The sequence below is a fragment of the Mycobacterium vicinigordonae genome (assembly GCF_013466425.1).
Classification (GTDB): Bacteria; Actinomycetota; Actinomycetes; order Mycobacteriales; family Mycobacteriaceae; genus Mycobacterium; species Mycobacterium vicinigordonae.
Genome location: NZ_CP059165.1, coordinates 4,699,981 through 4,722,754, shown reverse-complemented (window position 1 = coordinate 4,722,754; position 22,774 = coordinate 4,699,981). Strand labels below are relative to the sequence as shown.

16 protein-coding genes are annotated in these 22,774 nt (G+C 63.6%); 7 read left to right on the top strand and 9 right to left on the bottom strand.

What is annotated here, in order from left to right; translation table 11 throughout:
• Positions 1 to 155: 155 nt before the first annotated feature.
• Positions 156 to 1,016, top strand: coding sequence for an alpha/beta hydrolase (locus H0P51_RS21055; RefSeq protein WP_213016706.1), 861 nt, complete (start codon positions 156 to 158; stop codon positions 1,014 to 1,016).
• A gap of 110 nt (positions 1,017 to 1,126) precedes the next feature.
• Positions 1,127 to 2,308 carry an NAD(P)/FAD-dependent oxidoreductase gene (locus H0P51_RS21050; RefSeq protein WP_180914813.1) on the top strand — a complete coding sequence of 394 codons (1,182 nt, stop codon included), beginning with the start codon at positions 1,127 to 1,129 and terminating at the stop codon, positions 2,306 to 2,308.
• Between the two features lie 217 nt (positions 2,309 to 2,525).
• Here H0P51_RS21050 and H0P51_RS21045 read toward each other — a convergent pair whose 3' ends face one another.
• The 4 genes from H0P51_RS21045 to H0P51_RS21030 are packed head-to-tail and all read right to left on the bottom strand — an operon-like array spanning position 2,526 to position 4,748.
• Complete coding sequence (locus H0P51_RS21045; RefSeq protein WP_180914812.1) at positions 2,526 to 3,314, bottom strand: hypothetical protein; 789 nt, start codon at positions 3,312 to 3,314, stop codon at positions 2,526 to 2,528.
• Positions 3,315 to 3,352: 38 nt separating this feature from the next.
• Entirely contained in the window at positions 3,353 to 3,817 is a 465-nt protein-coding gene (locus H0P51_RS21040; protein WP_180914811.1) for a hypothetical protein, read from the bottom strand.
• Positions 3,818 to 3,840: 23 nt separating this feature from the next.
• A complete protein-coding gene (locus tag H0P51_RS21035) occupies positions 3,841 to 4,155 on the bottom strand; it encodes a cytochrome C oxidase subunit IV family protein (RefSeq protein WP_246398125.1) in 315 nt (104 codons plus the stop codon).
• A complete protein-coding gene (locus H0P51_RS21030; RefSeq protein ID WP_180914810.1) occupies positions 4,116 to 4,748 on the bottom strand; it encodes a cytochrome c oxidase subunit 3 in 633 nt (210 codons plus the stop codon). Before H0P51_RS21030 ends, H0P51_RS21035 begins: the two co-directional genes overlap by 40 nt.
• Before the next feature lie 938 nt (positions 4,749 to 5,686).
• On the opposite strand from H0P51_RS21030, the gene H0P51_RS21025 reads away from it, so the two are divergent.
• From H0P51_RS21025 to H0P51_RS21010, 4 genes are all read left to right on the top strand, one after another.
• Complete coding sequence (locus H0P51_RS21025; protein ID WP_246398122.1) at positions 5,687 to 7,069, top strand: phytoene desaturase family protein; 1,383 nt, start codon at positions 5,687 to 5,689, stop codon at positions 7,067 to 7,069.
• A gap of 103 nt (positions 7,070 to 7,172) precedes the next feature.
• Complete coding sequence (locus H0P51_RS29125; protein ID WP_343061722.1) at positions 7,173 to 7,775, top strand: DUF732 domain-containing protein; 603 nt, start codon at positions 7,173 to 7,175, stop codon at positions 7,773 to 7,775.
• Between the two features lie 178 nt (positions 7,776 to 7,953).
• Complete coding sequence (locus H0P51_RS21015) at positions 7,954 to 9,129, top strand: NAD(P)-dependent malic enzyme (RefSeq protein WP_246398120.1); 1,176 nt, start codon at positions 7,954 to 7,956, stop codon at positions 9,127 to 9,129.
• Between the two features lie 2 nt (positions 9,130 to 9,131).
• Positions 9,132 to 10,031 (top strand): glycine betaine ABC transporter substrate-binding protein, encoded by a 900-nt coding sequence (locus H0P51_RS21010; protein WP_180914808.1) that lies wholly within the window; start codon positions 9,132 to 9,134, stop codon positions 10,029 to 10,031.
• A 48-nt stretch (positions 10,032 to 10,079) separates the two neighbouring features.
• Here the strand turns inward: H0P51_RS21010 and H0P51_RS21005 are convergent, their stop codons facing one another.
• The 4 genes from H0P51_RS21005 to H0P51_RS20990 form a co-directional block, all read right to left on the bottom strand.
• On the bottom strand, positions 10,080 to 10,910 hold the full coding sequence (locus tag H0P51_RS21005; RefSeq protein ID WP_180914807.1) for a DUF4436 family protein: 831 nt from the start codon (positions 10,908 to 10,910) through the stop codon (positions 10,080 to 10,082).
• Positions 10,911 to 11,131: 221 nt separating this feature from the next.
• Complete coding sequence (locus H0P51_RS21000; protein WP_180914806.1) at positions 11,132 to 11,971, bottom strand: SDR family NAD(P)-dependent oxidoreductase; 840 nt, start codon at positions 11,969 to 11,971, stop codon at positions 11,132 to 11,134.
• 150 nt (positions 11,972 to 12,121) lie between these two features.
• A complete protein-coding gene (locus tag H0P51_RS20995; protein WP_180914805.1) occupies positions 12,122 to 15,859 on the bottom strand; it encodes a multifunctional oxoglutarate decarboxylase/oxoglutarate dehydrogenase thiamine pyrophosphate-binding subunit/dihydrolipoyllysine-residue succinyltransferase subunit in 3,738 nt (1,245 codons plus the stop codon).
• Between the two features lie 152 nt (positions 15,860 to 16,011).
• Positions 16,012 to 16,776, bottom strand: coding sequence for a hypothetical protein (locus tag H0P51_RS20990; RefSeq protein WP_180914804.1), 765 nt, complete (start codon positions 16,774 to 16,776; stop codon positions 16,012 to 16,014).
• 203 nt (positions 16,777 to 16,979) lie between these two features.
• On the opposite strand from H0P51_RS20990, the gene H0P51_RS20985 reads away from it, so the two are divergent.
• Positions 16,980 to 18,800: an MFS transporter gene (locus tag H0P51_RS20985; protein WP_180914803.1), complete on the top strand. Its 1,821-nt coding sequence runs from the start codon at positions 16,980 to 16,982 to the stop codon at positions 18,798 to 18,800.
• A 26-nt stretch (positions 18,801 to 18,826) separates the two neighbouring features.
• Here H0P51_RS20985 and H0P51_RS20980 read toward each other — a convergent pair whose 3' ends face one another.
• Entirely contained in the window at positions 18,827 to 22,231 is a 3,405-nt protein-coding gene (locus H0P51_RS20980; RefSeq protein WP_180914802.1) for a TM0106 family RecB-like putative nuclease, read from the bottom strand.
• Positions 22,232 to 22,774: the final 543 nt, after the last annotated feature.

The window sequence follows — 22,774 nt, the reverse complement described above, 5'->3', positions numbered from 1 at the left end:
TCGGCAACAGAGTCCTGAAAATCGGACACTGTCATGCGGTTCTTCGGCGCTAACCTCAGCGGGCGGAGCACCCCCGCAGCGGCCACTTGAGCGAGAGGTTGGTAGTGGAGCAACGAGTTGAATTCCCCAGCGACGGAGACACTCTCGTCGGAACTATGTTTCGGCCCGACGAGGCAGAAGGGCCACTACCGACCGTCGTGGCCGCCGGCGGTTGGTGCTACGTAAGAGAAATCGTCCTTCCTTACGTAGCGCGCATAGCCGCAAACAACCACATACAGTTCCTAAGCTTCGATTACGCGGGGTTCGGCGAGAGCGGCGGGCGGCGTCGCCAACATTTGGATCCGTGGCAGCAGATCTCGGCCTATCGCAACGCCATAACCTACGTCGAGACACGAGACGATGTCGACCCCCACCGGATCGGTGTGCTGGGAATTTCCTACAGCGGCGGACACGTGCTCATCCTCGCGGCTATTGATCCGCGAATTAAAGCAATTGTTTCGATCGTGCCGGTCATCGATGGCTACATGAACATGAAGCGAATCCACGGCGAACTCAGATTCCGCGAATACGAGAAGGCGGTTCTAGACGACCGACGCAACCGACTCACCGCCGAAGGTGGTATATGGCCAATGACAACGATGGTGCCGCACGAAGAACTGTCGGTATGGCCAATCCCGCGGACTGGCGAGGTGTTTCGCAAACTTAAGGAGACCGAGGCGCCACGGCACGAGCACTGGCAAACCATCGAGTCCGCCGAGTTGCTGCTGAACTACAACGTGACGCCGTTCCTTCCTCGGATTCTCGACACGAAGGTCATGATGGTCGTGGCTGAAGGTGACAACTTGACAATGTGGGACGTGGAAATTGACGCGTTCAACAAGGTGGCCTCCCCGCACAAGCGCCTCGAGATACTGCCAGCGGTAAGTCACATGAGTATCTACTCCGAGCGAGGTGACACCAACGTCGTCAGCCAATTGTCTGCGGAATGGTTTTCGACCCATCTTGCAAGCACCTGAACTACAGGTGTGCTGGACGATGAAATGACACCGTATGCCGCCGTGATGACGACCGACGGAATTCCTCAGTAGCAGCTTACGACTACGACCTTCGGGAGGAGGCGGCAGCAATGCGAAACATCACAGTAGTCGGAGCTTCGCTGGCGGGATTGTCGACGTGCCGGGCGCTGCGCGCAATGGGGTACGACGGCCGTGTGACGTTGATCGGAGACGAACCTCACCGACCTTATGACCGGCCGCCGCTATCGAAGGAGTACCTACTCGGTGCCGCTTCGCCGGAGAAGATTGAATTGCTCACGGATCAGGACGATGCGCTGGAATTGGACTGGCGACTCGGTTCATCTGCAACCCGACTTGAGGTAGATGACCTCAAGGTTGTGCTGTCGAATGGAGAGAAAATCAGTAGTGACGCGGTGATCCTCGCTACGGGGGCCAGGGCCCGAATCCTGCCTGCTACTGGCCATCTCGCCGGAGTTCACACATTACGCACCCTCGAGGACTCGAATGCGCTGCGCGAGACATTGCTGCGCGGCGGTCACCTGGTCGTGATCGGCGCGGGATTTATTGGTGCCGAGGTCGCTTCGTCGGCTCGTATGCTCGGCAACGACGTGACAGTGGTAGAAGCCATGCCGGCTCCCTTAAGCGCAACCCTGGGTGCTGACATTGGCCATATTTGTGCCAGCCTCCACGCCGACCATGGCGTTCGGCTAATCGCGGGCGTGGGGGTTGATCGCGTAGTCGGTCGGGACACTGTCGAAGCGGTTCACCTCGCGGATGGACGTAAGCTACGGGCTGATGCGGTCGTGGTCGGTATAGGAGCACAGCCAAATACTGACTGGCTATCGGGCTCAGTCATCCACTTAGACAACGGTATTCGCACAGACAGCGCTTGCCGCACGAACGTTTCCCGGGTGGTCGCGGTCGGGGACTGCGCGAGTTCCTACAATGCTCACGCGCGCCGCTATCTGCGTGTTGAACATTGGACCAATGCTCTCGAGCAACCAAAGACTGCTGTAGCTGCGTTGCTCCGTGCGGATTTCTCGCCGCGACCGTATACGCGACTTCCGTATTTTTGGTCAGACCAGTACGGAGCGCGTCTGCAGTTCGCGGGATACCGGCGCGAGGGTGACAACGTGCGCGTGGTCGAAGGTAGCCCACAAGACAGATCGTTCTTAGCGGTCTATGAACGCGATGGCGACCCAGTCGCTGTATTTGGTATGAACCATTCGAAGCAGTTCAATCGCTGGCGGCACCGGTTGCGGAGTCGTTACTTAGCTCAGCAGTCCCAATGATTAGTCACCCCTAACCTGCGGCCCTGCTCGGCGTTCCATGCTCGGCCACTCGAAGTGACGACATCTTGCTGTACGGCCACTCCCTTGCACGGTGGCCTGCCTGGCTCGGTGCCACCGACGTTGCCGTGGCGGTGCATCCAGGGGGCTGTGCGCGGAATTATCTTCATTGATTTCCATCTGCTTTAAATTTCATCCGCGGCCCCCAATATCCTTATCCCTATTGCCTAGATTGCGCGAGCAACTGGTCGACATCTGCCCGCAGTTGGCTCAGCTCGGTCGACGCCGAAGCATTCCCCGCGACACGCGCAGGCGTGGCAACGTCAACAGCCATGGTGTCGACCGCCCTAGACAGATAGATGGGGTTGATCACCAGCCAAGTAGCGAACACCGCCAGCGGGATGTACCACGCGAGGATGCCGTTCCAGGCCAGGGGGCCGCTGTGGAAGAACACATTGAACGTGCCCGGGGTGAACATCAATGCCACCCACAGGTTGTAGTAGCCCAGCCAGCGCGGAAAAATAGGGTGCTCACCCGTGTCCAGCAGTACCGCGATGCCGAAGCAGGCCACCTGCACCACGGCCGTTGACGTTAAACCCACGAACGGTATCCAGGCCATATCGTTAAGCAGCTGAATCAGTTCGGGGGAACGATCGACGCGGAAGGTCGCGGTCTGCCAGAAAAAGATCAGATAGATAAACTCCAACACAAATAGTGCGCCCATACCGAACTGGATCAAAGCCAAGGCCGGGTGACGTCCCTCAATGCGGCGCATGTGAATCGCCATGGAAGCGGCGTACATCATCAGCAGCGACGATGAGAGCATGCACACGATCAATCCCCACCTGATCCGCGTCCGGTGCCCGATGATGAATTGCGCGACCTCTGATGCATTTTCACCTGGGGAACGGGTCGGAATGAAGCCGGCAATCAGGACGAATCCGACCAACATGGCAACCAGGCACATCGCACCGCTCCAGGCGCAGCATTTGTGCACTATGCGATTCATCTTCGGGTCCTTTCGCTGAATAGCATGAATGACGGTTATCAGGAGGCGGTTTCGCGGTCGCCCAGGCGCGGAGGTGGACAGTCGACCATAAGGCGTCCTCGCTGGTCGCCAGGTCGCTCGAGGCACGTGGGGGTGGGTGTTTGCAAGACGATGTTGGGCAGGCCTGCCGTGGTTGGCGACTCATCGCTCGCCCGCCTCACCGGGGTCCCGGCGAGGCCGAAGGTTCGCACCGAGTCCATCGATGGCGACGAGCGCCAGCGCCGCATCGGCGATCTCAAACAGTGCGCGGGGGCCGCCTCTGCGATGGCGGCGGCGAGTTGAATTCGATTGGTAGCACCGGCATTCAGCACGTGGGTGACGAAGCGCTCGCGAACGAATTCGTAGTCCCGCGCCGAATCGGAACCCAGGTCATCGGCTAGTACCGTGAACTCGGCATACCACTCGTAGGTCTGGTTGAGCATGGGCAACATGGCACCAATCCGACTCTGCTGAAGTAGCGACACGGTACTCACCTAAGCGCTGCCGGTTAGGCCAATAGGTACATGGCGGACAGCAGCAGATAGAGTGCAACGCAATAGCATCCGAACACTGAGCGCAGCGCGGTTGGTGCCTCGCGCAGCTCCATGAAACACCATCCGACCAGGCGGATCTTGAACACTGCGACGGCGGTGATCGCCAAACTGGCCGGCACACGGGCACTGCCGAAGCCGTGTCCGGTGCCTAATGCCCAGGAAATGGCGGTCAATGAGGTCAGGCCAAGCCAGGCCAATGATGCGTTGTTGCACATCAACGATTTCATGATCACCGCACCAGGAATAGCAGGGGAAAAAGGATGATCCACAGCAAATCCACCATGTGCCAGAAGCAACCACCACCCTCGACGAATGCGATGCGGTTGCGGGTCGGCTCTGGACTTCGCGCCAGTCTCGACAATGTAAGCAGTACACCCAGGCCAATGATCACATGTGCAAGATGCAATCCGGTCAGCACGAAGTAGTACATAAAGAACTCGTTAGTGTTTGGGGTGATTCCGGCGGCGATCTTCTCGTGGTACTCAAGAGCCTTGATCGCGACGAAACAAGACCCCACCGCGGCTCCCGCAACCAGCAGTCGGGTCGCTAGATGCTGCTGGCCCTCGCTGCGCAGTGCCCGCACCGCCATGACCACCAACAGTGAGCTTGTCAACAGAACCAACGTGTTGATCGCACCGAACGTGGGGTTGAGTGCCGCCTGCGAGTGAGCGAACTGCGCTTCGTTCGCGCCGCGGCGCTGCAGATACACCGCGAACAAGACCGTGAACACGCCCAAGTCGCCGAATAGCAAGATCCAGATACCGGGCTCACCAGGCACGTGTCCGCGGACGCGTGATCGCGTTCTATCCGCGATCGCAATATTGGGTGTGGCCTTTGCATCGGAGACCTCGGACACCCGCATTAGCGGCCCCTGCAACATAAGGCGGCGCCGACACAGCGCCACAATTACCATTACTCTATTTGACAAGAATCTTCAAGTTTGCATAATTCGGTGTCGCTTTGGATATTGACACGAGCGAAGCCGAGTAATTGTGGAATGTTCATCGAGATCGATGAGGTCCGTCACGCAAAGGTCATCTGCTGACTTGAAGATCGCGATGCGTCTTGCGGGCACAACACCCATCATCATTACTCCTGCTTCTGGTCGCCCTGCACGCTTCGGCACAGTGCTATCCAGCACACCGCACTGCGCCGAAACGGTCATGCGTAGCGCCTACCTGAATCGATTAGCATCCGCTACGTATGGCCAGCCGAGTCATGGACGTTTTCCCGGACTCGGCGGAAATGAGAGACGGGCAGTCCCGGATGAGTTCCTACACTTGGTATGTCGTTCAGGTGAACACCAAGAAAGGGACGGCTAGAAACCACACCCACTGTTCGTCTCGCTGACCCGGCCGACACAGCCTCGATCGCACAGTGCTCTGCCGATTCAATCCAGCTGAACCGTATAGATGGTGCCGGTGATGCGCCTTGAAAATTTGATGGCAATGGGCGTGCCTGCCGGACTACCAACGAATGACTGCGATTCCTATGGCCAAGGTCAGCAAGCAGTTTCCGCGTACAGCGTAGTCGCGCACTGAGGTACCGGCTACGCATGCGCCGGGACCGCACGCGGTGATGAAGTATATGCGTTCACCAACACCGAGCCCAGTGCTTCCGCGGATCTACCGTCCGGCAACGGGCAATGTCACTGACTGGAACCGATCTCGGTGGGCAAACGCAGTTCTCCGACAAAGCAAGCAGCTCGGTGGGCGACGCGCCAATCAATGACAGCTCGAGGTGATGCGGCTCGCGGCCTGTCCCCGAGCACTGAACAGGCAGCCAAATAAAGGAGATACCTTGAACACATCGACAGGCGATAAGTCCTTTGAGGCGGTGGTGATCGGCGCCGGAGCCGGCGGGATGGCCGCGGCGGCTTTGTTAGTCCACTACGGGTATCGGACACTGCTGGTCGAGGCTAAGTCACAGGTCGGCGGCCGAGCGTCGACCGTGCAGATCGAGGGATTCGGAGTTAATACTGGCGCACAGATTTTCGAGCTTGGCGGAGCGAACGGCGCGCTGTTCGACGAGGTCGGCGTCTCGATCCGCGCACGCAAACAAACTCAGCCGATAGTATTACGGCTCGGCAGCCTCGACATACCGGTCATCAGCGGACCGACTGGTTTGCTGATCAACAAGATCGTCATTCCCGTCGTCGGTGGTGCCGCGCGAAGGTTCGGGGTATTCAGGCCCGCCGAGGGCCTCAATGTCGCACAGTGGTTGGACCGATTGCATGCACCGAATCGCTTGCGCAAGCTGGGCCGCAACCTCACGAGCGCATTCTTCGCCGCTGAGCCCCAAGATGTCTCGGCGACGCTGTTCTTCGACTACCTCACCAAGAAGGGCGGTATAAGCACATACGGAGCCCACCCGGAAGGTTCAATCGGTCCGTGGCGTGACCTCGCCCGCTACATCGAACGCGCAGGCGGCACGATCTGGCTTGACAGCGAGGTCACCGGTATCAGAGTAGGCACCGATGGCCGCGCCGACGGTGTGACTGTGCACCGAGATGGTGGCGAGGTCACCGTTGCGACGGGCATGGTCGTCAGCAACGTCGGACCCGTTGCGACAGCCAAGCTCGTCCCAGTGGAGGCACAGCCCGCCCAGTACGTGGAGAAGTTGGAGGCAGAGAACTACCCGGGCACCCTTATCACGGTGAATTTCGCCACAGACAAGCCGATCGCTCGGCTCAAGACGCTTGTGATCTTCGGCTTTACCGACCGCCTAGCTTATGCCTCCTACATGAGCGGTCCGTCACCTGAGTTGGCGCCGCCCGGTTGGCATCTGTATTGCGCGACTAGCACACCGCATCCGGCGAGCACCGGGTTCGACGTGGACGCCGAGATCGAGTTGCTCAAGCGGGAAACACTTCAACAGTTCCCTGAGTTTGCCAACGCTCGAATCCTGTCGATCGCCGTATGCACCGGAGACTGGCCAGGCCAGCGCGCAATCCCGGGACGGGACTGGCCGAACCATACCCCGGTGGAAAACATTTGGAATGTCGGTGACGGTGCCCGGCCGTGGTTGGGTTCCGGCCAGAGCGGGTGTGTCGAGTCGGCGCGTCTCGTAGTTGACGCCATTCGCGAACAGCGTCCGGTTAACCACTCAGTCGAAGTTCTCAGCCACAAACGCGACCTCGGCCGCGTAAATGACCGCGATTACGTCGTCGATCCCGGAACCTAAGCGCTCCCTAAATTGCTGACGTACGTCCCTGAGCGGCAAAGAAATCCAAGCGGCCGGACGCTCTTTCACCCTTGAGATCATATTGGGCTGCGCACCACACCAGGTGAGCTCAGAGTTGTCGACAGAAAGCATCGCCGATAAGACCACAACGAGAATTAGGCGCAGAGATCAGATCCTCGACCCGGATTGCGACAGCAATCACGCCATTCACGGAGCTAAATCTAAGCTCAGCCAGTCACTTACAAAAGGAGAGAACGTGATTCGGTGTCGGTGTTTTAGTCCCAGTGAGTCCCGCGGCCTGTCATTTGCAGTCTTGGTGCTTGTCGCCGCCGCTGTGGTGAGCGGAGCCGCGCTAGTGGCAATACCAAGGGCGGATGCCGTTCCGTCGCCCGATGTGGACTACATTTACAACGTCACAGTGCGACGCCACTACAACTTTCCTAATGACGACGCGATCGGATACGGTCACGCGATCTGCGACAAGGTCAGCGCGGGACAGGGCTTCCCCCGAATAATGGACGATGTGAAAAGCGACGTAACCCCCAACGACGAGCACTCGGCGAATTTCCTGGTCTCCTATGCTGTGAGTCAATATTGCCCTGAGCAAATTTCTCAGCTACGAAATTCCGCTGCTGGTTACCAGGCGCCTCAAGGAGCCGGCAGTCCGACCTCAGGGCTTCAAGGCGATGCAGCCGGCCAAAGGTGAGGCAAAGACTGCCACGCCCGCGGCAGAACCGGGTGTCAGTCTGGTGGCATGCGTTCGGCGCGACATCTCTACGGTCATTCGCCGGTCGCAGGGGTTCGATAACGGCCCTGACATGGGATTCTCGGCGACGCCTCGGGATCGATTAAGGATTGATAGCCCGGCTGAGTACTCTGGGGCCGTGTCGGAAACGCTTGAAAGCCCCCGGGTCGACATCAGTGACGACGAGATCTTTGCAGCACACGAAGGCGGCAAGCTTTCGGTAGGCCTGACCGCTCCGCTCGACACGCAGCGGGCGCTGTCGCTGGCCTACACGCCGGGCGTGGCGCAGGTCAGCCGCGCGATCGCCACCGACCGCACGCTTGCCGCCCGGTACACCTGGGCCAACCGCCTGGTCGCCGTCGTCAGCGACGGCAGCGCTGTGCTCGGCCTCGGTGACATCGGCGCCGCGGCGTCGTTGCCGGTGATGGAAGGCAAGTGCGCGCTGTTCAAGGAGTTTGGCGGGCTCAACGCCATCCCGATCGTGCTGGACACCAAGGATCCCGACGAGATCGTCGAAACGTTGATTCGGCTGCGGCCCACCTACGGTGCGGTGAACCTTGAGGACATCTCAGCGCCACGATGCTTCGAGATCGAGCGACGCGTGATCGAGGCGCTGGACTGCCCGGTGATGCACGACGACCAGCACGGCACGGCGATCGTTGCTCTTGCGGCGCTGATGGGCGCCAGCAAGGTGTTGGGCCGGGACATGGCCGCGCAGCGCGTGGTGGTCTCCGGTGCCGGTGCGGCAGGCGTTGCGTGCACGAATCTTCTTCTCGCTATGGGGGTTTCGGACATCACGGTGCTCGACTCGCGCGGCATCGTGCACAGCGGGCGCGACGACATGAACGGCGTCAAGAACGAGCTGTCGCAGCGCACCAATCCGGACGGTCGCACCGGCGGGCTAGTCGAAGCGCTCGACGGTGCGGATGTCTTCCTCGGCGTCTCCGGGGGACTGGTCCCCGAACAGCTGATCGCCACCATGGCACCGGATGCGATCGTGTTTGCGCTGTCCAACCCCGACCCCGAGATCCACCCCGACGCCGCCGCCAAGTATGCGGCGGTGGTAGCCACCGGGCGCAGCGACTTCCCGAACCAGATCAACAACGTGCTGGCCTTCCCGGGCATCTTCCGCGGCGCTCTGGACGTCGGTGCGCGCCGCATCACCCAAAAGATGATGGTGGCCGCCGCCGAGGCGATTCACGCGGTGGCCAGCGAAGACCTCGCGCTCGACCGGATCGTGCCGAGCCCGCTGGACCGGCGCGTCGGAGACGCGGTAGCCGCCGCGGTGGCGCTGGCCGCCGACTTCTCCGGCTAGGGGTGAGCGTCGGCAGGCCGGCGGCGCTGCTGCTGGCTCTGATGCTGGCTCTGGTCGGCTGTTCGGGTGGGACCGGGAATCGCGACTTGGTCGTCGGCTCTCGGCCCGACGGCGACTCCAAGCTGCTGGCCGCCATCTACGTTGCGGCGCTGCGGTCCTACGGCTTTGCCGCGCACAGCGAAAGCGCCGAAGACCCGATGGGCAAGCTGGATTCGGCGGCCTTCGTGGTGGTGCCCGGCTACACCGGCAGGGTGTTGCAGACCCTGCAGCCCGGTGCCGTCGGACAGCCGGGCCCAACGGCACACCCGGGTGCTGCGGATCGCTCCGACGACTCACCCAATGCGGACGCCCCCGTATATCGTGCGATGAACGCGGCGCTACCCGAAGGTATCGCGGCGGGCGACTACGCCACCGCGGCCGAGGACAAACCGGTGCTGATTGTCACCGGTGCTACCGCTGCGGCATGGGGCGGTAATGATCTGAGCCTGTTGCTTGGGCACTGCGACGGATTGCGGATCGGCAGTGTGGCCGGCCGGCGTCCGCCGATGACAGTGGGGCCGTGCCGTTTGCCCGCGGCTCGCGAATTCGCCGATGACGCAACGATGTTCGCGGCGCTGCGGGCAGGGGAGCTGACTGCGGCATGGGCCACCACCGCCGACCCCGGCGTCCCGGCGGACCTCGTTGCGCTGGCCGATGGCAAACCGGCGTTGATTCAGGCGGAAAACGTGGTGCCGCTGTACCGGCGCAATGTGCTGAGCACCCGGCAACTGCTGGCCATCAACGAGGTAGCCGGAGTGCTGGATACCGAAGCGTTGGCCGAGATGCGCCGCAAGGTCGCCGCGGGCGCCAACCCGCAGGTGGTGGCGGATGCGTGGCTGGGGGAGCACCCGCTAGGGCGCTGAAGCCGGGCTTTCGGCGGATCGCCTGCCGGAGCGGGCCTCCCGCGCGAGTCAATGCGCGGGCTTGAGCTGTCGCCACCACGACGCGATGTAAAGAAGCATCGAAACTACCAGTGCAACCAGCACCCAAAGGACGATAGTCAGGTCGACCCAACTGCCGAACGCCGGCGAGCCGGGCAGGGCATTGCGCAGCGGCACGACCGCGAACAGCATTGCCGCGTACCAGGTCGTCATCGGAGCCTGGAACGGCCGTCGACCCCGCAGCGTCTGGACGGCGACGAACAACGCCTGTGTTGCGATCGCGATGAGAATGCAGAGGATAACGGCCGCGAAGGCGATGGTGCTGGCGGACCGTTCTAAATCGATCGTGTACGCGGCTGACTGATCGTCAGCTGCGGGGCGTATTTGCGCCTGCCATCCCGCCAAGCGGTCGACGAATGTCACCCGGGCGCGTTCTGGGTTTGTCGCGTTGCCGAGATACAGTTCGACGGTAACTGGCCCGCTGAAATAGCGGTCGAGAGGCCAACTTTCGGTATCGCGTGCCAACGTCAGCGGGACCGGAATTACTCCGGGTAGCATTCCGACGGTCCAGGTGCGAGTGGTCGGGACGGTTGTCGATGTCACTGTCACCGTGAGGCTTTGTTTCAGTCCGTGAGTCGCCGGATCCAGCATCCCAGCCGCTGGCGACACGGCCAGGTCGCACACGAGCTCGCTGTAGTCGTTATGAATACTTTGTATGTCCAGCGTTACGTTGGCGCTGCCATTCGTGGGAGTGCCAATGGGCGGGATGCGGTGCGTGCGGGAGCCCTCGACATAGAGGTAGATCGTGGTGCTCATTGCGCTAACGACGAGGACAACCACTGCCACCATGCCGAACCGCATGTGCGGCCACCACCGGTGAGCACGAATCGAGGACAAAGGGGCACCCGCCTTTCGACGTGTGAGGGTTTTCATCGAAGAGCGTTCCACAGTCGAGGCGGACGATTCGACGCGGGCGGAAGGCTTTTCGGTGAACTACGCCGTCGGGTGCGCGTAGCAGGCCACAACCGCGGCGCTCACTTCCCAGTCCGGTAACAGACGATCGGCGGCCGTGTGCCTCGCGATCAGCGCTTGGCCTTCTTGAGGCCCGGCTGAGCGCCGATGACCGGCCCGAACACGCGCATGTATGCCGAACCAGTTAGTCGCACCACCAGGTCTAAGAACTTGGCGTCCGGGCCGACCAGCACCCGCGCCTTGTTCTTGCGCACCGCGCCCAGGATGATCCTGGCTGCGGCCTGCGGGCTGGTGTGGGCCACCCGCTTGTCGAACATCTTGGCCAGTTCCGCCGCGTCCAGCCCCTCGGCGGCGGTGGCGTTGCGGGCGATGTTGGTCTTGATGCCGCCGGGGTGAACGGTGGTAACCCCCACCTTGTGGCCGGCCAGCTGCATCTCCTGGCGCAGCGCCTCGGTCAGGCCGCGAACAGCGAACTTGGCAGCGCAGTAGGGTGCCTGGCTCGGCCCGGAGAACAAGCCGAACACGCTGGAAATGTTAATGACGTGCCCGTCGCCGGAGGCGATCAGGTACGGCAGGAACGCCTTGGTGCCGTTGAGCACGCCGCCGAAGTCGACGTCCATCACCCGGTCGATGTCTTTGAACTCGCAGATCTCGATGTCGGCGGTGTGCCCGATACCGGCGTTGTTGTAGATCTGGTTGACCTTGCCGAAGTGCTCGTTGACCGCTTCGGCGTACGCCAAAACCGCCTCGCGTTCGGTCACGTCAAGCCGGTCCACTTTGACCGGCGCACCGATCGCCTTGAGCTGTTCCGCTGTCTTCGCTAGCCCCTCAGTGTCGACGTCGCTGATAGCCAGGCTGGCACCCGAACGACCCAGCTCGAGGGCCAAGGCCTGCCCGATGCCCGATCCGGCGCCGGTGACAACGGCTACTTTTCCGGCGAATCCGTCCATTGAGCGCCCTCCCTCGTATCGGCTCGGAGTCGAGATTAGTCGGTACCGTGGGTACCGCTCTATGCGGCCTCGCGGGCCGATCGCGCGGTGGCTCAGGACCTGATCGACCGGCTCCTCCCCGCGCCGCTGCCTGGCGCGCCGCGTCGCCGGTTAGGCGAACGCGGTGTCGAGGATCTCCTGCTGCTCGACCGCGTGCACCTTCGACGACCCTGACGACGGCGCCGACATCGCGCGGCGCGAAATCCGCTTGATCCCGCGAAGCAGATCGGGCAGCACCTCGGGCAACGTAAGTCCCAGCGACGGCCATGCACCCTGATTGGCCGGCTCCTCCTGAACCCAGAAGTACTCCTTGGCGTTCTGGTAGCTCTCCAGCGTCTCGGCCAGCCGGCGCCGGGGCAGCGGGGCAAGCTGCTCGATCCGGACGATCGCGACGTCGTCGCGGTTGTCCTTGGCCTTGCGCGCCGCCAGCTCGTAGTAGATCTTGCCGCTGGTCAGCAGGATCCGGGTGACCTTGCTGCGGTCGCCGACGCCCTCTTCATAAGTGGGCTCTTCGAGTACCGAGCGGAACCTCATCTCAGTGAAGTCCCGAAGGTCGCTGACCGCGGCCTTGTTGCGCAGCATCGACTTCGGCGTGAACACGATCAACGGCCGCATCACGCCGTCCATCGCGTGCCGACGCAACAGGTGGAAGTAGTTGGCCGGCGTGGAGGGCATCGCGATCGTCATCGAGCCTTCCGCCCACAACTGCAGGAAGCGCTCGATGCGTCCGGAGGTGTGGTCGGGACCCTGCCCCTCGTGGCCGTGCGGTAGCAGCAGCACCACCGTGGACAGCTGACCCCACTTGGCCTCGCCGGAGCTGATGAACTCGTCGATGATCGACTGAGCGCCGTTGACGAAGTCGCCGAACTGCGCCTCCCAAAGCACCAACGCGTCCGGGTTGCCGACGGTGTAGCCGTACTCGAAGCCCACCGCCGCATACTCCGACAGCGGCGAATCGTAGACCAGGAACTTGCCTCCGGTCGGGGTCCCGTCTTTGTTGACGGCCAGCAGCTGGAGTGGGGTGAATTCCGCGCCGGTGCTGCGGTCGATGATCACGGAGTGCCGCTGCGAGAAGGTGCCGCGACGGGTGTCCTGCCCGGACAGCCGCACCAGTTTGCCTTCCGACACCAGCGTCCCGAGCGCCAACAACTCGCCGAAGGCCCAGTCGACCTTGCCCTCGTATGCCATCTCGCGGCGCTTGTCCAGCACCGGTTTCACCCTCGGGTGCGCGGTAAATCCTTCCGGCAGGGCCAGGAAAGCATCACCGATACGGGCCAGCAACGCCTTGTCCACCGAGGTGTCCAGCCCGGCCGGCAGCATCTGGTGAGACTCGACCGATTCGCTGGGCTGGACGCCGTGCTTTTCTAGTTCGCGAACCTCGTTGAACACCCGCTCCAGTTGCCCCTGGTAGTCGCGCAGGGCGTCCTCGGCCTCTTTGAGCGAGATGTCGCCACGGCCGATAAGGGCTTCGGTGTAGCTCTTGCGAACGCCGCGCTTGTTGTCGACGACGTCGTACATGTACGGGTTGGTCATCGACGGGTCGTCGCCCTCGTTGTGGCCCCGGCGGCGGTAGCACAGCATGTCGATGACGACGTCCTTGTGGAATCGCTGCCGGAAATCGACCGCTAGCTGTGCCACCCACACGCACGCCTCGGGGTCGTCGCCGTTGACGTGGAAGATCGGCGCGCCGATCATCTTCGCCACGTCGGTGCAGTACTCGCTGGACCGCGAGTACTCCGGTGCGGTGGTGAACCCGATCTGATTGTTGACGATGATGTGGATGGTGCCGCCCACCCGATAGCCGGGCAGATGTGCCAAGTTCAGCGTCTCGGCGACCACACCCTGGCCCGCGAATGCCGCGTCGCCGTGCAGCATCATCGGCACCACCGAGAACGCCTTCTCGGTGTCGGTGTCCGTCGAGCCGTGGTTAAGCAGGTCCTGCTTGGCCCGCACCAGACCCTCCAGCACAGGGTCGACGGCCTCCAGGTGCGAGGGGTTGGCGGTCAGCGACACCTGAATGTCGTTGTCGCCGAACATCTGCAGATACACCCCGGTGGCTCCGAGGTGGTACTTCACGTCGCCGGAGCCGTGCGCCTGCGACGGGTTCAGGTTGCCTTCGAACTCGGTGAAAATCTGCGAATACGGCTTGCCAACGATGTTGGCCAGCACGTTGAGCCGGCCGCGGTGCGGCATACCGATCACCACCTCGTCGAGGCCGTGCTCGGCGCACTGATCGATCGCCGCATCCATCATCGGGATCACGCTTTCGGCGCCTTCTAGCGAGAACCGCTTCTGCCCGACGTACTTGGTCTGCAGGAACGTCTCGAATGCCTCCGCGGCGTTGAGTCGACTCAGAATATATTTCTGTTGTGCCACAGTCGGTTTGACGTGTTTTGTCTCGACCCGTTGTTCCAGCCAGCGCTGCTGCTCGGGGTCCAGGATGTGGGTGTACTCCACACCGATGTGGCGGCAGTAGGCGTCGCGCAGCAGCCCGAGCACGTCGCGCAGTTTCTTGTACTCGGCGCCGGCGAAGCCGCTGACCTTGAACACCCGGTCGAGATCCCACAGCGTCAGGCCATGATTGAGGATCTCCAGGTCGGGGTGGCTGCGGAACCGGGTGGTGTCCAGCCGGAGCGGGTCGATGTCAGCCATCAGGTGCCCGCGATTGCGGTATGCCGCAATCAATTCCATCACCCGGGCGTTCTTGTCGACGATCGAGTCCGGGTTGTCGGTGCTCCACCGGATCGGCAAATACGGGATGCCCAGCTCGCGGAAGATCTCGTCCCAGAACGCATCCGAGAGCAGCATCTCGTGAATCGCGCGCAGGAAGTCCCCGGATTCCGCGCCCTGAATGATGCGGTGGTCGTAAGTCGAGGTCAGGGTGATCAGCTTGCCGATGCCCAGTTCGGCGATCCGTTCGGCGCTGGCGCCCTGGAACTCGGCGGGGTATTCCATCGCGCCCACGCCGATGATCGCGCCCTGGCCGGCCATCAGCCGCGGCACCGAGTGCACGGTTCCGATGGTCCCCGGGTTGGTCAACGAAATCGTCACGCCGCCAAAGTCTTCGGCAGTCAGCTTGCCGTCGCGGGCACGACGCACGATGTCCTCGTAGGCGGAGACGAACTCCGCGAACCGCAGCTCCTCGCAGCGCTTGATGCCGGCCACGACCAGGGCGCGCTTGCCGTCCTTGCCCTGCAGGTCGATCGCCAGCCCCAGATTGGTGTGGGCCGGGGTAACGGCGTTGGGCTTACCGTCGACTTCGGCGTAGTGCCGGTTCATGTTGGGGAACTTCTTGATCGCCTGAACCAACGCGTAGCCCAGCAGGTGCGTGAAGGAGATCTTGCCGCCGCGGGTCCGTTTGAGTTGGTTGTTGATGACGATCCGGTTGTCGATCAGCAGCTTGGCCGGAATGGCGCGGACACTGGTCGCGGTCGGGACGTCCAGCGATGCCGCCATGTTCTTGACGACGGCCGCGGCGGCCCCGCGCAGTACCTGCACGTCATCACCCTCGGCGGGTTGGGGGCCGGGCGCCCTGGCCGGGGCAGGCTTGGCCGGCGTGCTCTCCGTCCTGGTCGGGGCACCGTTGCCGGCTGCGGCGGTGCTCTTAGCCGGCGTCACGGCCGGCTTGGCCGGCGGGACGGGTTTCGGTTCGGCGGGCGCGGGGGTCGCGGTCTGAGCCGCCGCGACTGGCTTGGATTCGGCGGGTGTGTCGTGAGTCGACTCTGGGTTGTAGTCGACCAGGAATTCGTGCCAGCTGGGGTCCACCGACGAGGGGTCGTCGCGGAACTTGCGGTACATCTCCTCGACCAGCCACTCGTTTTGCCCGAATGGTGAACTTATGTTGGCCACGGCCGCTGTTCGCCTCGATTCTTTTTCTAGCGTTCTAGCGTTCTAGCGTTCTAGCGTGAAGTCCTGTGTCACCCCGGCCGGTTGAAGGTCCCGACCGACCCAGTAAAGGCTAACGCTTCGGCCGCGATTAGCGAGCGAGAGTGCGGTACGGGCTAGCCGGCATCCCGCACCGGCGGCAACAGGTGCAGGGTGACCGGCCAGCGTGCCGGAGCGGGGCCGAACGCGGATCGGGAATTTCGGACCAACTTCTTGCCGATCATCCGGTTACCGATCGCGCCGATGATGGCGCCGATACCCACCGGCAATAGCTTGCCGAACATCAGCGCCCCGCGCTTGAGCGCGAAGCGCTTGACGAAGTACTTGAACATTCGCGAGTTCAGCTTCGAGACCGCCGGTAGTGGTAGGGAAGCCACGCTCTCGGAGACCCAGGCTCCCTTGGTGCGGCCGCCCCCGATCAGATCGGCCACCGCCGTTTTGCTGTTCTCGCCGACCAGGACGGCCAGCACTAGCGCCCGTCGTCGTTCCCGGTGATCGAGCGGTATGCCGTACACCGACGCCAGTGCCAGCACGAACAGCGCGGTCGCCTCGAGGAAGACGGCGGTTTCGCCGGCTGCGGCCGACAATGCGGCCAGGGTGCCGATCCCGGGGAATGTTGCGGTGGCACCCACCGCGGCACCGCTGGCCGTCACCACCGACAGGAAACGCTTCTCCAGCTTGCCAACGATCTCGGCCGGGTCAGCGCCGGGATAGGTCCGACGCAGGCGTGACACGTAAGCCTCGGCGGCGGGGCCTTGAATGTGCGAACTACGCTCGATGACCTGCGCCAACGCACGGGTGGAGGCCTTGGGCCGGCCTGCGCGATCTTCCTCGCCGGCTTCTCGCTGGACCGGCGCCGACTTGTTTCGTCGAAAGCTCATGGTGCCTCTCTCGGGAAGGGCCTCTACCCAGGCTAGCGGCCGGGCGACCGGACGCGGTTCGGGCAGCAAACTTGCACATGTTCCACTGGGAAACGCGCCAGGCGCTCCGGGGTGTTCCCACGGGCAAGCCGAGTGGGCGGCGGGGAGCGCGGCGGAAATCGGGAGGGAATAATGCGGGCTGGATTCGAAACGAGGTGAGCAACATGACCACGGCGACCAGTCGGGAGCCCGCGGGCAGCTTGTCCGCGAACCCCTGGGCGGCGTTGTGGGCGATGATGCTCGGCTTCTTCATGATCATGGTCGACTCGACGATCGTGGCCGTCGCGAACCCGACGATCATGAAAGCGCTGCACATCGGGTACGGCACCGTGGTCTGGGTGACCAGCGCGTACCTGCTGGGCTACGCGGTCGTACTCCTGGTCGCCGGGCGACTGGGCGATCGATTCGGACCGAAAAACCTGTATCTGATCGGATTGGTGGTCTTCACCGTCGCCTCGGTGTGGTGCGGACTGTCCGACAGCGCCGCCATGCTCATCACTGCTCGCGTGGTGCAGGGTGTGGGTGCCGGGATCCTCACCCCCCAGACGTTGTCGACGATCACTCGGATCTTCCCCGCCCACCGCCGCGGCGCCGCGATGAGCATGTGGGGCGCCACCGCCGGCGTCGCCAGCTTGATCGGACCGCTGGTCGGCGGGCTGCTGGTGGATAGTCTCGGCTGGCAGTGGATCTTCTTTGTGAACGTACCCGTCGGTGTCATCGCGGTCGCCCTGGCGGTCTGGCTGGTCCCGGTGCTGCCGATCCGCGACCAGCGCTTCGACCTCATCGGCGTCACACTGTCCGGAGCAGGTATGTTTCTGCTGGTCTTCGGCCTGCAGGAAGGCCAGTCCGCGGACTGGGCGCCGTGGATCTGGGCGGTGCTGGTCGCCGGCGTCGGATTCATGACGGCGTTCGTCTACTGGCAGTCCATCAACCGGCATTCGCCGCTGGTGCCGCTGCGCATCTTCGCCGACCGCGACTTCAGCCTCAGCAACGTCGGGGTGGCGATCATCTCGTTCGCCTCGACGGCGATGATGCTGCCGCTTACGTTTTACGCGCAATCGGTGTGTGGGCTATCGCCTACTCGTTCGGCCCTGCTGATTGCGCCTGTGGCGATCACCAGCGGTGTGCTCGCCCCGATCGTCGGCATGATCATCGATCGAACCCACCCGATGCCGCTACTCGGTTTCGGCTTCTCGGCGCTGGCCATCTCGTTGACGTGGATCTCTATCGAGCTGGATCCGGACACACCGATCTGGCGACTGGTGCTTCCGTTCATCGTGCTCGGGGTAGCCAACGCGTTCATCTGGTCGCCGCTGGCAGCGACCGCGACCCGCAACCTGCCTCCCGAGCAGTCCGGCGCGGGCTCCGGGGTCTACAACGCCACCCGGCAGTTGGGGGCCGTGTTGGGCAGCGCGGGCATGGCCGCGTTCATGACCTCCTGCATCGGTGCCGAGCTGCCTGGAGCGGCCGGCGCGGCGCGGCCGGCCGAGGGCGCGGGACTGCGGCTGCCTGAAGTCCTGCGCGGGCCGTTCGCGGCGGCGATGTCGCAGTCGATGTTGCTGCCGGCATTCATCGCGTTGTTCGGCATTGCTGCCGCCCTATTCCTGGTCGGCGCGGCGCATGGGTGGGATCGGGAGCAGGTGGACGATCTTGGCGGTCTTGCGTTCGGCGACGACATTGACGACGCCGAATTCGACCCGCAACTCGACGATGACGCATACGTCGAATACGTTCTTCGCCGCGAACCTGACCCCGAGCCCCCGCCGGTCGCGGTAAGGCCAGCGTCGCCGAATTCGCGCCGGGCGTCTGCCGAACCGCGGCATCCCGTCGAGCCGTGGCGTGCGGCCCCGATCGACGGCAGCCGGCCGGGTGTGCCCCTCGGCGGCAGGCCGCATGGCACACCTGTCGGGGTTCGGCAACGGGTGCCGTTCCGGCGCGGCGACGCGACGCCGCCCCGGTGGTCCGGTGGAGCCGGGGCGCCCTAGCGCAAGCCGTCCCTACCCGGGCATACCTAATCCACGTGCGTCAACGCCAGGAACGCCCCCAGCTCGAGCAAGCCGTCTGGCGTGGTGGGCAGGTACTGGGTCAATTGGTCGCAACGCACGATCACCGCGGCGTACTGCGCCCGGCTGATCGCTACGTTGAGCCGGTTCCGGTTGAGCAGGAACGAGATTCCGCGAGGCACTTCTTCGATCGAGGAAGCTGTCATCGAGACGAACACGATCGGCGCTTGCCCGCCCTGGAACTTGTCAACGGTGCCGACCCGCACCCGGTCGAGCCCGGCGGCGCGCAACTCCTGCCTGATCAGGGTGACCTGCGCGTTGTAGGGCGCGAGCACCATCACGTCGGCAGGGTTCAGCGGCCGGGTGTTGTGCCCGTCGCACCACGCGTTTCCGAGCAACCCCTGGATCGCGGCCCGGATGGCCGCTGCCTCTTCGGGGCAGTCGATCGAATTGCCTTGGTGCACAACGGAAAGCACTCGGACTCCGGGTTGGCACCCGTCCAGCCGGCGCGCGGTGGTGTGCGCGACGTGGGAGTGCAGCCGACCGCCATAGGACAGCTTCGAGACGGCCGCGCATACGTCGGGATGCATCCGGTAGGACAGGTCGAGGAAGTATCCACGCTCGTCGGGCAGCGTGCGCTGGCCCTCAACAAGCCAGTCCAACGCGGAGCTGTCAACGTGTTCGGGATGGGTTCCCTGACTGACCTGCGGCAGCTGCTGGGGGTCGCCGAGTAGCAACAGACTGGCCGCCGCTGGTGCCACGGCAATGGTGTTGGCCAGACAGAACTGACCCGCTTCGTCGATCACCAGCAGGTCCAGGCTGCCCGGCGGAACCCGGTTCGAGTTGGCAAAATCCCAGGCGGTGCCGCCGAGCACGCACCCGGCGTTCTCGGCGATGAACGACGCGTACGCGCCGTTGTCGATCTGTTGCCAGCGCTTTTCGGTGCCATCGGAGTGCTTCTTGGCAACCCGGCCAGGGTCCAGGCCGGCGTCAATCACGCAGTCCAGCAGATTCTCCACCGCTGCGTGGGACTGCGCGACCACCCCGACCCGCCACGAGTGCTCGGTGACCAGCGCGGTGATCACCCGGGCGCCCGTGTGCGTCTTGCCTGTGCCGGGTGGACCGTGTACGGCCAGGTAGGAGGAGTCCAGGCTCAGCGTCGCGGCGGTGATGTCGGCGACGGCGTCGCCGGTGCGGGGTAGCGCACCGGATGTGCGGGGCCGGCGGCGTAGCAGGACGTCGACGATCGCCGTTCGGGGCAGTTCCGGCAACCCCGCGGCCACCGCCTGGGCGGTCGCTTCGATCGATTCCCGCAGTGCTGTGGTCGGCACCGGCGGGCCCGGGGTGAGCGCGAACGGCAGCTGGTCAAAGGTGTTGCCGTCGCTGCATGTTCGCTCCAGCAGCAGCAGCCTGGTGGGCAGCGTCGGATCGTCGACTTCGACTACCTCGGCGTGTCCGGCCGCGCGACGGTCGGTGTCGTCGGTCATGCCCGGGGGGGCCGGTGGGTCGTAAAGCGCGAAAACCTGGCTGTGGAGTTCGCCGCGCGCGAGTTCACCGGTCAGCTGTAGCCGGCGCTGCGGTTTGCGGGCCCGCGGCGGAGTGTTCCACGCGACGGCCACCGCGGCCTCCTCGATCACGAAAACGTCGGAGTTGTCGGACCATTCCTCGACGGGATAGTTGAGCCGGTCGAAATGCGCCCACCAGAACGGCTTGTCCTCACGCTGGTGATAGCCGCGTGCCGCAGCCACCATCGCGACCGCGATTTGTCCCGGGGTGCGGTCCTCGGCCGCGCCGTCGCCGGTGAAGCGCGCCAATCTGGATGCGAGTTCGTCATGATCCTCGATGGTGTCCTGCTTGGGAACCGGTTGGGTACCTGTCGGGGTGACCCCGGCTTCCCAGGCGCGCATCAACAACCAGTCCCGCAGGTTGCGGGTGGATACGCAGTCGTAGTGGTTGTAGTCCTCGATCTCTTTGAGTACCGAGGCAGCCTCGTCGGAGCGCCCCTCGGATGCGAGTTCGCAGTACCGGGCGTAGCCGGTGATCGAGTCTGCGGCGGTGGTGACATCGCCGGAACGCAGCTGCGCACCCATGTACAGCGGCTCCAACGCCTTGAGGCTCACCGATTCCGCGCCCGCCCGAATACTCTTGCGCACCAACGGATAAAGGTCGACCAGCACCCCGTTGCGCAGCAGGTTGTCGACCTCATCTTCACCGACGCCGTAGCGTCCGGCCAGCCGCAGCAGCGCCGTCCGCTCGTAGGGCGCGTAGTGGTAGATGTGCATGTTGGGGTGGCGCTTACAACGCTTGGCCACCATCGCCAGGAACTGTTTGAGGGCTTCGCGTTCCTCGACCCGGCTGTGCGCCCATAACGGCCGGAACGCTCCCGTCGGGCCCGCCTCCAACACCCCGAACAAGTACTCCAGGCCCCAGTTCGTCCCGTCGGCAGTCCACAGCGGGTCTCCTTCGAAGTCGAAGAACAGGTCACCCGGGTCGGGCTCCGGCAACAAAGCCAACGGCTGTGGGTTCACCATCTCGAATTGCGGAGTGCCGGTATTGCGCTGCAGCAGTTGGATTTTGGCCTGGGCAGTCAGCGCTCCGAGCGTAGTGGCAGACAGCCCGGTTACCCGCCTGGCCGCCCCCGCCAGTTCGCCGATGGTGGTGATGCCCGCCGCAAGTAATTTTTCGCGCTGGCTGATCCGCATGCCGGCGACCAGAAACAGGTCGTCACGCTCCCGAAGCTGTTCGGAACACAACGGGCACCGCATGCAGGCCTGCACGCCCTCGTCTTCCCAGCGCACCGCCTGGCCGGCAGCGTGATGGGTGTCCAGCAGCTGCTGCAAGTGCGCACGCTGAGACCGGTAGACCGGCATGAGGTCGTCGACGGGGTAGCGCACCACGGTGCCGTCGCCCAGGATCAACTCGGCCTCTTCGGTGACCGGAACACCAGCTGCCGTCAATGCCTCGGCGTAGGCCGCGAGCTGCAGCACAGCGCTGACCTTCGGTGATCGGGCCAGCTTGGTGTCGATGACCCGGTACCGCTCGCCTTCGCGGATCAGGAAGTCGGCGAACCCGACGAATCGCCCGTCGTACATCGCTGCTTGGTACACGACCGGTGCGGCGTTGGACACGGCCCGCAGGGTGGCCGCGGCGGCGGCCGCCAGTCCGGCGTCGGTGTATGCGGGCCGGCCGATTACGGCGATTGCGTCGCCGTACTGGCTGCGCAACTGGTCGAGCAAGCGCTGTTCGTGCTCGTTGCCCAGAGCGGCGGCCCGGGCGAGTAGTTCGTCGTCAGCGGCTACGACAGGCCCCCAACCCAGCCGTGCGTCGAAGTCACGCAGCAGCGCGTACTCGCATCGCGCGGCGGAGGCGAGATCCGACGCGCTGTAGACGAACCTGCTGCCGGTGACGAACACAGCCGCCACTGTAAAAGAGGTCGCCGACAACCACGGACTGCCGAGGCGCGGGGGTCTGCGGTCGCGGATGTACGCGTGAAGGGGCGGGCGGTGCGCGCCTGGCGTCGGGTCCGCGCGTACCGGTCGGGTGGTTGCTGACGGGTTTGCCCAGGATATTGCCCGCCGGGCCAGATGAATCCATTTTCCGCATGGTTCGGACGGACAGGTTCCGCGCTGCTCATGGTTCCCAGCAAATTCGCAGGGTAATCAGCGACTATCCGGGTTATGACTAACAGTGTCGACCTGTCCGTGAGGCGGATCGGCTGCGCGCTGGCCTACACAGTGCCCTCATTCATAGGGAATACCAAAGGTCGACAAATTGATTAGGCGGATGGACACGCCGAAGGTTTGATGACCGACAGTACCATATCGCCCTAAGTTACTTGGAAGTAGCCGGGGAAATTTGTCTATGAGTACCCTATGAATAGCTCGTGTGCTACTGCTTGCACCTACGGTAGGAAACCGTCGATCTGCGGATTAGGGTTTCTACCAACGCTTTTCGCA